Genomic DNA, 14572 nt, shown 5'->3' on the forward strand with positions numbered 1-14572 from the left:
AAAAAGATTCCGCAGGGAACCTGAAGTTCATCGGCACTTACCTAGGTTTTTCACGAGGTTAGTACCGTTATGTACTTCGAAGAGCGCGAGCGTTTCCCGAAGGAACTTTTTCTGCCCGGATTCCCCACCCGCGACTAAACTCAAACCCCGGGACTGAAGACTCATAACCTCCCCCTCCCCATTCCGAACACCGACCGTTCCGGCGGCGTTCTCATCTCTCAAATCCCGCCTCCGCAAAATAGGAAGGCAGATGAAAATCCGGCGCATCGCTCTCTATCCTCGAATAGCTCATATAATGCTCAATCTCGGGGCTCTCGGATATCTTGTAGAAATTACAGCGCATCCGTCCTTCCCCATCTCCTGCTGCCAGCCATTCCTCCAGTTTTCTGCCCGTCAGTTCCCTAAGATACCACTCCGGTATCAGAAAATCCACCCTCCAGCCATCCCGGCCAATAACGGCGTTACAGCGGCTTTCCCGGTATACCTGGTCCGGTATAAATTCCCTGTTTTCTTTGCCGTAGCCATACTGGGCATACATTGCCGCATTGGCATTGAGTTCAAAGTTCAGATACAGGCACCTGCCGTCAATCTCCCCCGGTACGCCTCCCTCATGGATGGGGAATGCCAAAAATAATTCCAGGGCGCTGTCCGTCCAGACTGGTCCCTTATGGTAGACATGGACTCTGTGAGGGTTTGTCTCCTCACAGGCCATGCGGACCAGCAGTCCTTTTCCCTCCTGGTATCCCATATATGCCCATGATTTGGGCTGCATTTTGCAGTTCCACTGAACCTCTGCAATCTCCGCTCTCACGCAGGATTCTATCTCCATCGGAGATTTAATTTTTCTGATTTTGTATTCCTTCATCTTGTAACTCCCCCTGTTTATTCCGTAAATTTCTTTCCCTTTTACAGCATCCCCAGTGTTTCAAGGGCATAGGCTATTCCGTCCGCCTCGACCGTCTTCGTCGTAAAAGTGGCGTAAGGCTCCAGCCCGCTGTCATGTTTTCCCATCAGAACCGAGTTGAGTGAATACTGAAACATGGAAAGGTCGTTCATGCTGTCTCCGAACACCCATGCGTCTTCCTTCACAATCCCATACCGTTTCAGGATTGCTTCGATGGCCGTTGCCTTGGAATGTCCAACCGGTATACATTCATAAAAATCCCCGCCTCTGTCTATTACTTCAAACTCATCCTTCAGCGTGGCAAAGAATTCTTCTCTTCTGCTCTCTCCATCCGCCACAACGCAGAACTTTGTGATCTCATAGGAGTTGTCGTCCCATCCCAGAGGAATATAGGCGTCCGCCGCTTTCAGAAGACGAATCATATGCTCCACCACGGGCATCCTGGATTTCCCATTATTGAAATAGCAGCCCTCGACTCCTTCCAGCACGCCGTCCAGCCCAAAGCGGATGATATCCTCCTTCAGACGTAACGCCCTTTCGGCCGAAACCCTTCGGTCATAGAGAATTTCATTCCCCACTGTAATATAGGTGCCGCAGCCGCACAAAAGCCCGTCCAGCTCCACCTCGCTTCTGATTCCCTCTGTCTGACAGTACGTCCTGCCCGTGTTGATAAACACAAGGTTTCCCCTCTGCCTGGTTTTTTTTAAGGCAAGCACCGCGCTCTGCGGTACCTGCCTTGTTATCTCACTGAATAATGTTCCGTCAATATCAAAAAACAGCGCTTTCCTATTCATCTCTGAACACAATCTCTCCTGTCTTATCATCCATGCTGTCCACAATAGCCAGCGATTCCAGCCGGATTCCATTCTCACGGATACGCTTTCCGCCTTCCTGGAATCCCTTTTCAATGACAATTCCGGCGCCTGCCAGCTCTGCCCCTGAATCCTTAATCAATGCCGTAAGACCTTCCAGCGCCTTTCCGTTGGCCAGAAAATCGTCTATCACGAGGACCTTGTCCCCTTCTCCCAGAAACTCTTTGGATACGATAATATCATAAACCGTTCCGTGGGTGAAGGATTCCACTTTCGTGGTGTATACGTCCCCTGCTATATTCTTGGTCTTCGTCTTTTTTGCAAACACAACCGGTACGTCGAAATATTCCGCCACAATACAGGCAATTCCGATGCCGGACGCCTCGATTGTGAGGATTTTATTAATCTCCGTGCCTTCAAAGCGTCTCTTAAATTCTTTGCCAATCTCTTTAAAGAGCCTTATATCCATCTGATGGTTTAAAAAGCGGTCCACCTTCAGGACATTGCCGGCTTTCACTACTCCGTCTTTGCGGATTCGGTCCAATAAGATCTGCATATGATTTTCCCCACCTGCTTTTGTATTATAACAGTTCAGACAGCATGAACTGTTACGGCATTCGGCCAATGAAATCGCTGCGCGATGAGCCGAATGCTTGCTGCCACTACCTTTTTGTACGGTCAGCGCAGTAAATGCGCAGACCTATCTGAACTGTTACTTTGTATTATACTTTTATGACGCCGGAACCTCTTTTGCGTCAGCGACTGTGATAACCGCATTCTCCACCAGGAAATCAAGCGTCTTCTGCATCAGAGCCGTATCATCCACGATCTCCTTATCAGCGGTCTCCAGAAAACTTTCCAGATCATCGTATCCGTACTGTTTGGCCAGAGCTTCCCTGTCCTCATCCGAGATCGTGATGTTCTCTTTGGATGCAATCTCCTTTAAAAGCATCTCCTGCTTTGTCATGTCCTTTGCAATCGCCTTAAGCTCACTCTTCAATCCATCTTCATCCATTCCCATCAGCCCTGCATATGTAGCAAAATCCATCCCGTACATCGCCGCCTGATTTGTATAGTACTGAACCTGGTTGTCAAAGTTTGTATTCACTTCATCCGTTGCGCAGATAATCTCGGAATTGTCGATAGCTGCGTTAAGGATATCGGTATTTCTCTGATTGTCAATCTGAGCCTGCTTATTCTCCAGGATAAATTCCTTCATATTCTTTTTCAGGTTCTCAACGGTTCCGTCCTCCGGTGAAACTTCGGTAACAAACTCGTCCGTAAGCTCCGGTACCGTCTTCTCCTGCACGTTATTGACGGTTACTTCAAATACCACTTCCTTGCCTGCCAGATCCGTATTTCTGTAATCTGCCGGGAAAGTCAGGTTCAGGGATACATTATCTCCCTTTTTCGCTCCCACAAGGCCGGACTCAAAACCGTCGATAAAGCTGTTGGAACCGAGAATTAAATCGTATCCTTCTGCGCTTCCGCCGTCAAAAGCCACTCCGTCCTTCGTTCCCTTGTAATCAATATTGACCTGATCGCCAAGCTTTGCCTCACGATCCACTTCCACATACTTGGCGCTGGAATTCAAAAGCTGCTGAATCTGTGCATCCACTTCCTCGTCCGTCACCTCCGGCTCTGTCACCGTAACCGGAATTCCTTTATAGTCTCCAAGGGTAATACTTCCCTCTGCCACATACTCTTCCGTCTCCGTCTCAGCGGCAGTGCTCTCCGCCTCTGAAGCCGTAGTGCCTGTCGCACTCTTCTGTCCTGAACATCCTGTTGCAAAAAGCATCAGGGCCGCTGCGCCGCAAAGTCCTACTGTTAAAAATTTTCTCATTAAAAAACCTCATCTTTTCTTATTTTATTCAACTGCAATACCGACGGCAGATCCGAGCTGCAGATCCGTTGCCGTTCACTCCGTGTCCGGCAGCACAACCCCGTCTAACGCATTCTGGAGCCGATGCGTATAACAGACATAATACCACAAACGGCCCCAGAAAAAAAGATCCTATTTATAAAATGCGCAGAACGCCTTGTATGTATTGTAGATATCCAGCTTGGAAGCCAGCTCGAACGGAGAATGCATGGAAAGAATCGGAACGCCCAGATCCACTACGTCCACATCCATGCCCGCCACGTACAGGGCAACGGTTCCGCCGCCTCCCACATCCACGGCTCCCAGCTCACCAATCTGCCAGTATACTCCCTCTCTGTCCATAATTTCCACAACCTTCGCCATTGTCTCTGCGCTGGCGTCGTTGCTGCCGCCCTTGCCCCTTGAACCGGTATACTTGGTCAGGACACAGCCCTTGTTGATAAAGCAGGCGTTTCTCTCCTCGTAAACCTGTGAAAATGTCGGATCATAAGCCGCATTGACATCGGATGACAGGCAGATGGAATTTCTTAAAATCTCCCTGCAGTCAACGCCGGAAATCTCTGCCAGATCTTCAATATAATGGAGTACAAAATCGGAATCCAGGCCCGTATTGCCTACGGAACCAATCTCTTCCTTATCGGCCAGCACCGTAACCGTCGTGTACTCCGGATTCTTTGTAACGAGTTCGGCCGTAAGGGCTGTGAAAGCACACACGCGGTCATCCTGTCCGTACGCTCCCACCAGGCTTCTGTCGAGTCCCACATCCACCGCCTTAAAGGCAGGAACAATCTCGATCTCCGCGCGGATGAAATCCTTCTCGGTCATACCGTACTTCTCATTCAGGATGGAAAGGGCCAGAAGTTTCACAGGCTCCTTAATCTCCTCATCCTCGACAAACGGAAGGGAACCAATCACCACATTCAATTCTTCCCCCTTAATTCCGTCCTTTAATTTTCTCTCATTCTGATCGGCCGCCAGATGGGGAAGCAGATCGGTCACGCAGAAAACGGGATCACCCGCATTCTCGCCAATACTGATGTTTACAATCTCCCCATCCTTTCTAACTACCACGCCGTGCATGGCAAGGGGGATTGCCGCCCACTGGTATTTACGGATTCCTCCGTAATAATGTGTTTTAAAATAGGCCAGCTCCGTCTTCTCATACATTGGGTTCGGTTTTAAATCAAGGCGTGGGGAATCTATATGCGCCACGTTCAGGCGGACGCCCTCCTCCAGCTTTTTCTGTCCGAAGGTAGTCATAATCAGGGATTTTTTTCTGTTGACATAATATACCTTCTCTCCCGCCCGATATGCTTTGCCTTTTTCAAAAAGAGTATAGCCCGCTTCGCTCAGCCGTTTCACCGCCTCCGTCACAAACTCGCGCTCTGTTTTTGCACAGTTTAAAAATTCCTTATATCCCTCACAGTAAGCAAACGCCTCTTCCTTCTGGGAAGGCGCCTCCTGTGCGATATTCGGGAACTTCCATGTCAGTTCTTTCTGAAGTTCTTTTGCTCTTTCGCCCGCTGTCTTTTCTGTCTGTTCCATTTCCTTTCTTTCCTCCTTCTTCTGTATCGGTTTTATCATGACTTCTTCCATACATGTCATCCTTTTTTCTTCTTTACCATCATATCACTGTCGAGGACAATCGTAAATGGTCCGTCGTTTAAAAGTTCTACCTGCATATAAGCTCCGAACTCGCCGTGCTCCACTTTATCCACGTACTTCCGGCACCGCTCCACCACATGTTCGTAGAGGCGGTTGGCCAGCTCCGGCGCTCCCGCCTTGAAAAAGCTGGGACGGTTCCCTTCGCTGCAGTCCGCATACAGGGTAAACTGGCTCACAACCAGGATCTGTCCGCCCACATCGGACAAAGACAGATTCGTCTTCCCATTTTCATCCTTAAAAATACGCAGTTTACATAATTTATCAACCATCTTGTCGGCAATCTCTTCCGTGTCCGTATCGGAGACTCCCAAAAGCACCAGAAAACCGTCCTCTATGGCTCCCAGCACCTTTCCTTCCACCGATACGCTTGCCTTTGACACTCTCTGAAGCACAACTCTCATCTTCAGTTCCTCCTGTTTATTTTAACATCTCCCTGATTCTCGCAAGGAGATTTTCCGTCGCCTTCTCTCCATACAGAACTTCCCGGGCCATCAGGGGGTTATCCGTAATCACGTTATCCGCCCCCAGAATCTTCATCCGCTCCATCTCGCTCCTTCTGTTCACCGTCCATACATGGACTTCTTTACCGCTTTCATGGGCATCGTCAATCAGCTTCTGGTTGACGGAGCTTGACAGCATACTGATAAAGTCTATCGCCTCATCCCTGTAGTAGTTTCCATAGGCCGCCGATACGATATATCCCGTGTAAATATCCGGCGCCGCCTCCTTCACTCTTTTCAAGTAGCCGTAGCTGGTGGATGTCACAACACACTGCTCCGTCCATCCCGCCTGCTCGATGAGCTCCGCAACCTTCTCCGGAAGGCCGGAGGAGGCTCCCATATACTTGATTTCAATATTCAGTTTTAAACGGCCTCTCGCAAACTCCAGAACCTCTTCCAGCGTTGGGATTGTCGTTCCCGCATACTGCATGGAAAATCCCGTTCCCACGTCAATATCCTTTAATTCCTCCCAGGTCATTGACTTAACCGTCCTGTCAATCCCCGCCATGCGTTTCAGGGTACCGTCATGAAACAGTACCATCACTCCGTCCTTAGTCTCCTGGACGTCAATCTCCGCATAGTCAGCCAGCTCGTCAACCGCAGCCTGCAGAGCCGGTATCGTATTTTCCGGCGCCGTCCGGGAGCTGCCTCTGTGCGCCGTAATCTGAACCTCATAGAGCAGATCTTCATCCAGAAAGCTGCCGTTTCTCGACACGTCAAACGCCGTCGCCATACTGACCGCGGTCACTACGGCCAGAAGTCCCAGGACGTTTCTCCGGTTCAGCCACCGCTCCCTGCCGTGCCTGTCGATATCGAAGTCCCACCGATTCTTCTTCCTGTCTTTTCTGTCATACTGGAAATACAGTACGGTCAGGGCGCCGTAGTTTACCACCACCGACACGATACTGGCAATAAAAATGATTGCCAGCTCGATTTTATCCCTGGCCGCCAGCAGCAGCGCCAGTTCGACTCTCCGGTCCATGAAGCGGACCGCAAATACCGCCACGATGACAACTGAAAACAGGTACATAAGGATGCCCGTCACGACAACCGCCACATTGCAGGCCGTCAGAATAAACGAAGTCCTTACATACCTTCCCCTCAGAAGCTCTTTGCTCCGCTCCAGACTGTCCCTGAACGTCCTCTGCTCCACCAGACAGCCAAAGCAGATAAACGCGGTCGGAATCGATAAAAGGATGCAGGCCGCCAGGAAAAACACAATCAGGAGCCTGCCCCAGTTTTCTCCCATCAGGCCGGGCAGGATAAATTTAAGCGGCTTTAAATGGCACAGCAGCCTGTAAATAAAAAATATATTGGTCAGGATATAATGGACGGCCACAATCAGAAAAAGTTTCCAGTTCTTCCGCCTTATCTCATGGGCCGTCTTCGCAAGCCCGCCCAGAAAAACAGAGTACACGTTCATTTTCCTGGAATATGCCGCCGCCTGGAATGCCGTTGTCAGACTTCCGACCTCTATCATGAGTCCCGTCATAATTACCGCCGCGATCAGAACAACGACGGGTATTGTGACCGGTTTCAGCAGGAATGCCTGCAAATTGCTCACCGTCACATAGCTGTAACCCGCCGCCTTCAGGGAAAGGCGCACCAGCGCCCCGGTAATCTGCAACAGAAGAGGAAGAGTCAAAAGACGGAACGCCAGCTCAAACAGAAAAATATTTCCGTTGTTAATGCTCAAAATCTGCTTCGTGTCCTCAAATTCCCGTCTTATTTTCATCTTCCCCGTACTTCTTTCTGTATTCTGTCCCGTTCTTTTCAGAACGCTCTTATCCTTACTTTTCTTTCTCTGCGGCAGCCGCAGCCAAAAGCTCCGCTTTCGCCTCCGCGGCAGTTTCCGCTTCCCTCTCATCCTGGTTAATCTTCATAATCTCCTCATTCAGAGAGAACATCTTGGCATCCAGCATGTCGACCATATCGGCGCAGGCTTTTAACTCCTCCTCCAGATAATCAGGGGCGTGCCCTTCGAATTTGTAGTAAATCTTATGTTCCAGACTCGCCCAGAAATCCATGGCAACCGTCCGGATCTGGATCTCCACCTTGGTCTCCACCGGTCCCTCACTCAGGTAAATCGGGATGGTGACGACCAAATGATAGCTCTTATACCCGTTGGGCTTGGGATTCTTTATATAGTCCTTGATGTAGAGAACCGTAATATCCGACTGTCTGGCCAGCATATCGGCGATCAGGTAGATATCGGAAGTAAAGGAACAGATAATCCGGATGCCTGCAATATCGCTCAGATAATCAATCATATTCGGGATTGTCACATCCCGGCCATCGTGCTTTAACTTCTTTACAATACTCTCCGGTGTCTTCAGCCTGGATTTCACGTGCTCGATGGGATTATAGTTATAAATATGGATAAATTCATTATTTAAAATCTCGATCTTCGTATTAATCGCTTTTAAAGCCGAATTATACAAAAACATGACCGTTTTCCACTGGTCAAGCTGATCATATGATTTGGGAATGTTCAATGTTTTCCCTCTCCTTTAAGTCACTGTTAGAATTTGAGGTTCTTAAACAGCTCTCCCAGTCCCGTGGTAGCCTCACCCGACTCATGGTAATTGAATACCTCTTCATCCGGCGCCTCACCCAGCTCCACTGCCTTCATACTGAGGCTGATTTTATTGTCGGCTGTTGAAATAATTTTTACCGTTACGGTCTGGCCCTCTTTCAGCACTGCGCCGGGATGTGAAATCCTCTTGCTGCTGATCTGGGAAATATGCACAAGGCCGGACAGTCCGTTCTCAAGGCTGATAAATGCTCCGTATGGTTTGATGCTGTCAACGGTGCCTTCCATGATTGCGCCGACTTCGCATTTGGCGATTTTTTTCTTCTTCTCTTCCTGGAGCTTTTCTCTGGCTGCCTCTCTTCCTGACAGAACCAGCTTGTTATGCTCTTCATCGGCCGTGATGACCGTGACATCCACCATTCTGCCGTTCCATTCTTCCAGGTTCTCCACATAAGCGGCATCCAGACGGGAAGCCGGGATAAATCCTCTCATTCCTTCGATCTGGGCTACGGCTCCGCCGTTTACGATCTCCGTAATCCTGACCGGAACGATGGTGCGCTCTTCCAGCATGGCCCTCAGTCTGTCCCATGCCATCTTGTCATTTGCTTCTTTTCTGGAGAGTACAATGTTGCCCTCGCCGTCGTCCGTCTTGATGACGGTGGCTGTAATTTCTTCGCCGACATGAATCTCTTCTTTCATGTTAAAATCGGGATCATTGCTCATATTCTCTTTCTCAATGATTCCCTCGGCATAATATTTCATATCGAGAAGCACCTCGGTATCGGTTACTCCGATTACGGTTCCGGTTAATATATCACCCTCCCGCACCTTTTTAAAAGAAGCTTCCAGTTCCGCCGCATAGTCATCCATTGTTTCCCGGCTCTGCTCTTCCTCGATCGCTTCCGCCACATTCTCGCGGTCTTTCAGTATTTCTTCGGTGCCTTTCTGTGCTTTCTCTTCCATCTCTGCCCCATATATCATTTCATCTGTCATAGTTTTTCCTCCTTTTGTGTGCTGGTCTACTCTCCTTAGTCTATTTAACCATATCCCACCTCATATTTCTATAGTTTTCTGATGAAAAGTATGATATATTTTTATTAGTTGTTACTGTTCACTCCGTGCGCAGTAACACACTCCGCGATGCACAGAAACGGTAAATGCGCCGTTTCAGGAACTTAGCGATTTCATATTTGGGATTCATGAAACACTCATGGGTTTCAAAGCGATAATCAGAACTTGATATAGTTAGAAATGAGGCTTTATAAATGAATGACATTCTTGACCTGCACACTCACACAATTGCAAGCGGCCATGCATACAACACTCTGTACGAGATGGTCAAAGCTGCCGCCGATAACGGAATGGAACTTTTCGGCTCCTCCGATCACGGACCGGCCCTTCCCGGAAGCTGCCATGAAATGTACTTCTGCAATTTCAAGTCCATCCCTAATGAGCTTTACGGAATAAAACTGATTATGGGCTGCGAACTGAATATTCTGGACTATAAAGGCACCCTGGATTTGAAGGAATGGCTTTTAAAACGCATCGATTACGGCATTGCCAGCATTCATGATCTCTGTTACAAAATCGGTACCAGAGAGGAGAATACGGCTGCCACGATAGGCGCCATGAAGAACCCCTGCGTCCAGATTATCGGTCATCCCGATAATGCCAACATTCCCCTTGACTACACGGAGCTTGTGAAAGGAGCGAAGGAGCACCACATTCTTCTGGAAGTGAATAACAGCTCCCTGAAACCGGGTTCCCCCCGGCCGGGAGCGAAAGAGAATTACCATATCATGCTGGAGCTCTGCCGCAGGCACAATGTGTCCGTTATCGTGAACAGTGATTCCCACTGTGCCTCGGATGCCGGACGTCACGATTATGCGGCAGAACTTCTGAAAGAGATGGATTTCCCCGAGGAACTTGTTGTCAACACATCCTTAAAGAAACTTGCAGAGTATCTTCCCTGCATGGAATCCTTCCAGATTAATAATTGATCCCAATAATTCCAACATGGTTATCCGCGCCAAGCCCAATCGTAATATTGGGCTTTCCTGACGGATCGCCGACTACAAGTCCGGCCTTTTCGACATTCAGGGAGTTTACATCAGCTCCCTTTACCGCTTCAACCAGCTCGTCGGTAAAGACTTCGTCCGGGTTCAGATCCATAAATTCTTCCTCACTGTCCACCGTCACTCCGTCTCCCACACCCACATAGCAGGGATAAACGACTGCTTCTTTTAACTTCTCCAAATCCCGCTCTTCAATGATATTCTGAACGCCTTTGGCCAGAGCTTTATACTCTGTCTCCAGCATCTTTTTTTCTTCTTCTGCCGACAGAGTTGTATCTTCCACGTGTTTCGTTTCCTCTGCTGTTGTCTCTGCAGTCTGCGCTTCTGTTGTTTGAACTGTTTCTGTTGTACCGTTTCCGATACCGCCGCATCCGCCAAGCCCCATCACCGAAGCCAGCACAACTGCTGCAATCAATTTTTTCTTCATAATCTGCCTCCTGCATGCCCAGGGTTTTCCCTGAACCATTTTGCGATAATAACACGGTTTGAAACACCTGTCAATTCTTTTACCAAATTCTAAGGATAGACCGTAACAGTTCAGCCGTGATGCATCCCGCGAGGTGTTTTCGCATATTTTTGCGAAAATCCCGAGTTACGCGGCACGAAACGGTGCTTTTTACCGTTTTTGTGCATCTTTTTGTTGCAGTTTGGCCGAAGGCTGAACTGTAACGATAGACCCGAAAAAAAGTACCTGCCGGGACAGAATAGCCTCCTGCCGGACAGGTACTTTGATTTTTTATCTCATTATGTATGCAGATATACAGTCATATCTTCAGGCGGCAGGCAGCATAGTTATGCAGATACCGCTTTTTTAGAACTTACATACTGCCAGAATGTCGTTCCAATTACCAGAACCAGACCTACCATATCGGTCAGGGCGCCAGGATCCATCATGCAGAGGCCTCCGGCGATTAAAAGTACTCTGAAGACCGGATTCAGCTTTCCGAACAGGAATCCGTTCAGTGCTGCCGCAATACCGAAAATACCGAGCAGAGACGTCACACAAATCTGGATAACCTGAACCACGTTTGTATCGATAAATACCATGGCCGGATTGAAGGCCAGGATATAAGGCACGATGAAGGCCGCAATCGCAAGACGCGTTGCGTTGATGGCCGTCTTCATCGGCGGGGCCTTGGCTATGGCCGAACCGGCATACGCCGCCAGGGCAACCGGTGGTGTAATATCCGCCACGATACCAAAGTAGAATACGAAGAAGTGTGCGGATACCAGATTGATGCCGATTTCCGGTGCAATCAGGATCGGTGCACATGTTGCAGCCATGATACAATAGTTCGCCGTTGTCGGAACTCCCATGCCGAGTACGATACAGCAAATCATAGTCAGGAACAGAGCGATAATCGGTTTTCCCTGGGATACTGCTACGATGGCCGTAATCAGTTTGGATGCCAGACCGGTTGAGGTAATGCAGCCTGCTACGAGACCTGCCATTGCACAGGCAACGGCTACCGTGATTGTACCCTTGCCTCCGGCTTCCAGGGCATCGACAATCTTGGTCAGGTTAATTCTGTTGTCTTTATTAATCAGACCTACGCCAATTGCAATAAAAATTGCAACTGATGCGGAGAACTGCATGGTATAGGTATTAGTGGACACTAATGCAACCAATACAATCAGTGGAGCCAGCAGATAGATTTTCTTAATCAATAATCTCATCTTAGGCAGTTCTTCTTTCGGAATGCCCTTGAGGCCAAGCTTCTGGGCTTCCAGATGTACCGCGATATAAATTCCTGCAAAATAGAGGACTGCCGGTAAAATTGCCTTCACGGCTACCGTTGCATAAGGCACTCCCATGTACTCTGCCATCAGGAAAGCGGCAGCGCCCATGATAGGAGGCATTATCTGGCCGCCGGTGGAAGAGGCCGCCTCTACGGCGCCTGCAAACTCAGGTTTATAACCGCATCTCTTCATCATCGGGATAGTAACCGAACCCGTTGTAACCGTGTTGCCGACTGAGGAACCGGACACCATGCCGCAAAGAGCCGAGGAGATAACCGCCACTTTGGCAGGTCCGCCGGCCGAAGAGCCGCACAGGCTGTTCGCCAGGTCAATGAAGAAACCCGATATTCCGGTCCGTTCCAGGAACGCCCCGAAGATAATAAACACCACTATATACTTAGCGCAGACATTGATCGGAGTATTCATAACACCGGTCGTCGTATAAAAAAGATCATAGATTACTTTGCCGAAACGGACGGTGGCAAACGTGTATACCAGCAATGCGCCGACAACGCACAGAATCGGAATTCCCACGCAGCGGCGGCAGAGTTCCATCAGAGCCAGAACGGCAATAATCGCAATTGCAACCATGACAGGATCTCTTGTAACACGGGTCGCCAGCTTGATAATCTGCTGTGCATGGAGAGCAAAATAGAAAAACGGCGCTGAACCTGCCACCATGAGAACAACATCATACCACGGCATATAGTTGGCCCGGGTAACTCCCTTTTTAATCGGATAGTTCAGATAGCCAAGAATCAGAATCATCCCGAGGAAAGTAGTCAGACGAACCTCCGGAAGCGCTGTACTGAACAGTGTCACGTAGATACAGTAGATAGAGAAAAGCACTGACAGCCAGCGTATGACGATCAACGGCTTTCCCTCCCATATACGGACATTGGATTCCCTGTCATACTTTTTCATGACTGCTTCCACATCGGCAGCCGTTCCTACATCGATATCCTGTACCGGAACAGGCTCTTTCTTGTTCTCATCTTTCATGTTCTCGTTCTCCCCTTTCTCTTTCATGCCCAGTCATCACAATATAATGAGTTATTCCGTTTATAAAAGCTGCGGCAGGCTCACGCCCACCGCAGCTGCCATTCACTCAGAAAAGATCATTATCACTTTGTGGGAACTTCAATTCCTTTTTCGGAGAAGTATTTTGCTGCGCCCGGATGATAAGGAACTGCAGTAACGGAAGATGCAAAGTCAAGGCTCAGTTCAGCACCCTTTGCATGAGCTGCCGTGATGCCGTCCAGGTTTTCAAAAATACCATAGAGGAAGTTATAAACGTCTGCCTCGGATACATCGTCACGTGCGATAACAACTGCGCCTACTGCTACTGTTGTGATGTCGCCGTCTGTGCCGTATGCGGAAGCCGGGATTACATTCTCACTGTAATATGGAGATGTTTCAAGCAGAGCGCTCATATGCTCATCATCCAGACTAACCAGGTAAACGTCTTTAGTTGCTGCCAGAGATGTGATAGCGGTTGTAGGAGCTCCTGCAACTACGAAAGCCGCATCGATCTTGCCATCCTGAAGAGCCTCTGCGCTGTCGCCGAATGACTGGTATGTAGGTTTAATATCTTTCTCAACATCCATGCCGTATGCGCCGAGTACGTCTACCGCATTGTAGAATACGCCGGAACCTGCTGCGCCGACGGAAACATTCTTGCCTGCCAGATCCGCTACGGATTTGATGTTAGGATCCAGAGTAACGATCTGAACCTGCTCCATATACAGAGCGGCAACTGTGGAGAAATTCTCTACCTTGCCATACTCTTCAAAAAGGTTGGTACCATTATATGCATATGCCATAACGTCGGACTGTACGAATCCGAGCTGTGCGTCACCGGCATCCATAGCCTCGATATTAGCCTGAGAACCGCCGGATGTAATTGCAGTAACCTTCGTGCTGGTGCTCTCACCTATCTTACCGGACAGAACGCCGCCAAAGCCATAATATGTACCCTGATCTCCGCCTGTTGTGAAGTTAAGGCTGGTGCCTCCTTCCATACCTCCTTTGACAGTTCCGGTTGCTGCTGCTTCAGCTCCTTCTGTCTCACCTTCTTTGGCCGCCTCGGTTGCTGCTTCAGTCGCTGCTGCCTGTGTGCTGTCTTTACCGCCTGAACTACAACCTGATAAAACGGTTCCCATGACCATAGCCGCAGCGAGTACAAGTGCTAATTTCTTTCTCATAGATAATTCCTCCCTTATGTGAAATTATTAAACATCCCTTCTTTTTGACTATTTTAAAACAATCTGAAAGGATATCTGCTGCTTACATTATACAGGTATTTTTTCCCAATTACAATACAAAATATTATTATTTTCTATTTTTCCTTTACATTTTATAATAAATCAATAAATAAACTATAAAAAATACCACTGTTTACTACATAAACAAAGTATAAATTTCTAATTATCTTTTTATATTTTCTTAAATGCTCGTAAAG

General features: G+C 48.6%; 13 protein-coding genes. 1 reads left to right on the forward strand and 12 read right to left on the reverse strand.

The annotated features are described in order from the left end of the window. Positions 1–211: 211 nt before the first annotated feature. From QZT18_RS17785 to QZT18_RS17825, 9 genes are all read right to left on the reverse strand, one after another. A complete protein-coding gene (locus QZT18_RS17785) occupies positions 212–865 on the reverse strand; it encodes a carbohydrate-binding family 9-like protein (protein WP_294149979.1) in 654 nt (217 codons plus the stop codon). Positions 866–906: 41 nt separating this feature from the next. Continuing rightward, a complete protein-coding gene (locus QZT18_RS17790) occupies positions 907–1698 on the reverse strand; it encodes a Cof-type HAD-IIB family hydrolase (protein ID WP_294149981.1) in 792 nt (263 codons plus the stop codon). Continuing rightward, positions 1691–2272 carry a xanthine phosphoribosyltransferase gene (locus QZT18_RS17795; protein ID WP_294149983.1) on the reverse strand — a complete coding sequence of 194 codons (582 nt, stop codon included), beginning with the start codon at positions 2270–2272 and terminating at the stop codon, positions 1691–1693. The genes QZT18_RS17790 and QZT18_RS17795 overlap by 8 nt, the downstream gene beginning before the upstream one ends. 174 nt (positions 2273–2446) lie before the next feature. Further along, positions 2447–3559 carry a trigger factor gene (gene tig, locus QZT18_RS17800; protein ID WP_294149984.1) on the reverse strand — a complete coding sequence of 371 codons (1113 nt, stop codon included), beginning with the start codon at positions 3557–3559 and terminating at the stop codon, positions 2447–2449. A 171-nt stretch (positions 3560–3730) separates the two neighbouring features. Beyond that, positions 3731–5143, reverse strand: coding sequence for an aminopeptidase (locus QZT18_RS17805; RefSeq protein ID WP_294149986.1), 1413 nt, complete (start codon positions 5141–5143; stop codon positions 3731–3733). A gap of 56 nt (positions 5144–5199) precedes the next feature. After that, positions 5200–5664 (reverse strand): D-aminoacyl-tRNA deacylase, encoded by a 465-nt coding sequence (gene dtd / locus QZT18_RS17810; RefSeq protein ID WP_294149988.1) that lies wholly within the window; start codon positions 5662–5664, stop codon positions 5200–5202. Positions 5665–5680: 16 nt separating this feature from the next. Beyond that, on the reverse strand, positions 5681–7498 hold the full coding sequence (locus tag QZT18_RS17815; protein WP_294149990.1) for a glycerophosphodiester phosphodiesterase: 1818 nt from the start codon (positions 7496–7498) through the stop codon (positions 5681–5683). A 55-nt stretch (positions 7499–7553) separates the two neighbouring features. Next, positions 7554–8258 (reverse strand): GTP pyrophosphokinase family protein, encoded by a 705-nt coding sequence (locus QZT18_RS17820; protein ID WP_294149992.1) that lies wholly within the window; start codon positions 8256–8258, stop codon positions 7554–7556. A gap of 26 nt (positions 8259–8284) precedes the next feature. Next, the gene (locus QZT18_RS17825; protein ID WP_294149997.1) at positions 8285–9289 is read right to left on the reverse strand and encodes a S1 RNA-binding domain-containing protein; all 1005 of its coding nucleotides are present in this window, start codon (positions 9287–9289) and stop codon (positions 8285–8287) included. Between the two features lie 272 nt (positions 9290–9561). On the opposite strand from QZT18_RS17825, the gene QZT18_RS17830 reads away from it, so the two are divergent. Continuing rightward, positions 9562–10296, forward strand: coding sequence for a phosphatase (locus QZT18_RS17830; protein WP_294149998.1), 735 nt, complete (start codon positions 9562–9564; stop codon positions 10294–10296). Here QZT18_RS17830 and QZT18_RS17835 read toward each other — a convergent pair. The 3 genes from QZT18_RS17835 to QZT18_RS17845 all read right to left on the reverse strand — a co-directional run bounded on the left by QZT18_RS17835 (position 10286) and on the right by QZT18_RS17845 (position 14315). Continuing rightward, on the reverse strand, positions 10286–10798 hold the full coding sequence (locus QZT18_RS17835; RefSeq protein WP_294150000.1) for a hypothetical protein: 513 nt from the start codon (positions 10796–10798) through the stop codon (positions 10286–10288). The two genes, QZT18_RS17830 and QZT18_RS17835, sit on opposite strands and share 11 nt — an antisense overlap. A 365-nt stretch (positions 10799–11163) precedes the next feature. Further along, positions 11164–13113, reverse strand: a complete 1950-nt coding sequence (locus QZT18_RS17840; protein WP_294150002.1) for a TRAP transporter permease — start codon at positions 13111–13113, stop codon at positions 11164–11166. 122 nt (positions 13114–13235) lie between these two features. Further along, positions 13236–14315 (reverse strand): TAXI family TRAP transporter solute-binding subunit, encoded by a 1080-nt coding sequence (locus QZT18_RS17845; protein ID WP_294150004.1) that lies wholly within the window; start codon positions 14313–14315, stop codon positions 13236–13238. Positions 14316–14572: the final 257 nt, after the last annotated feature.

Source organism: uncultured Clostridium sp., assembly GCF_900547735.1.
Classification (GTDB): domain Bacteria; phylum Bacillota; class Clostridia; order Lachnospirales; family Lachnospiraceae; genus Otoolea.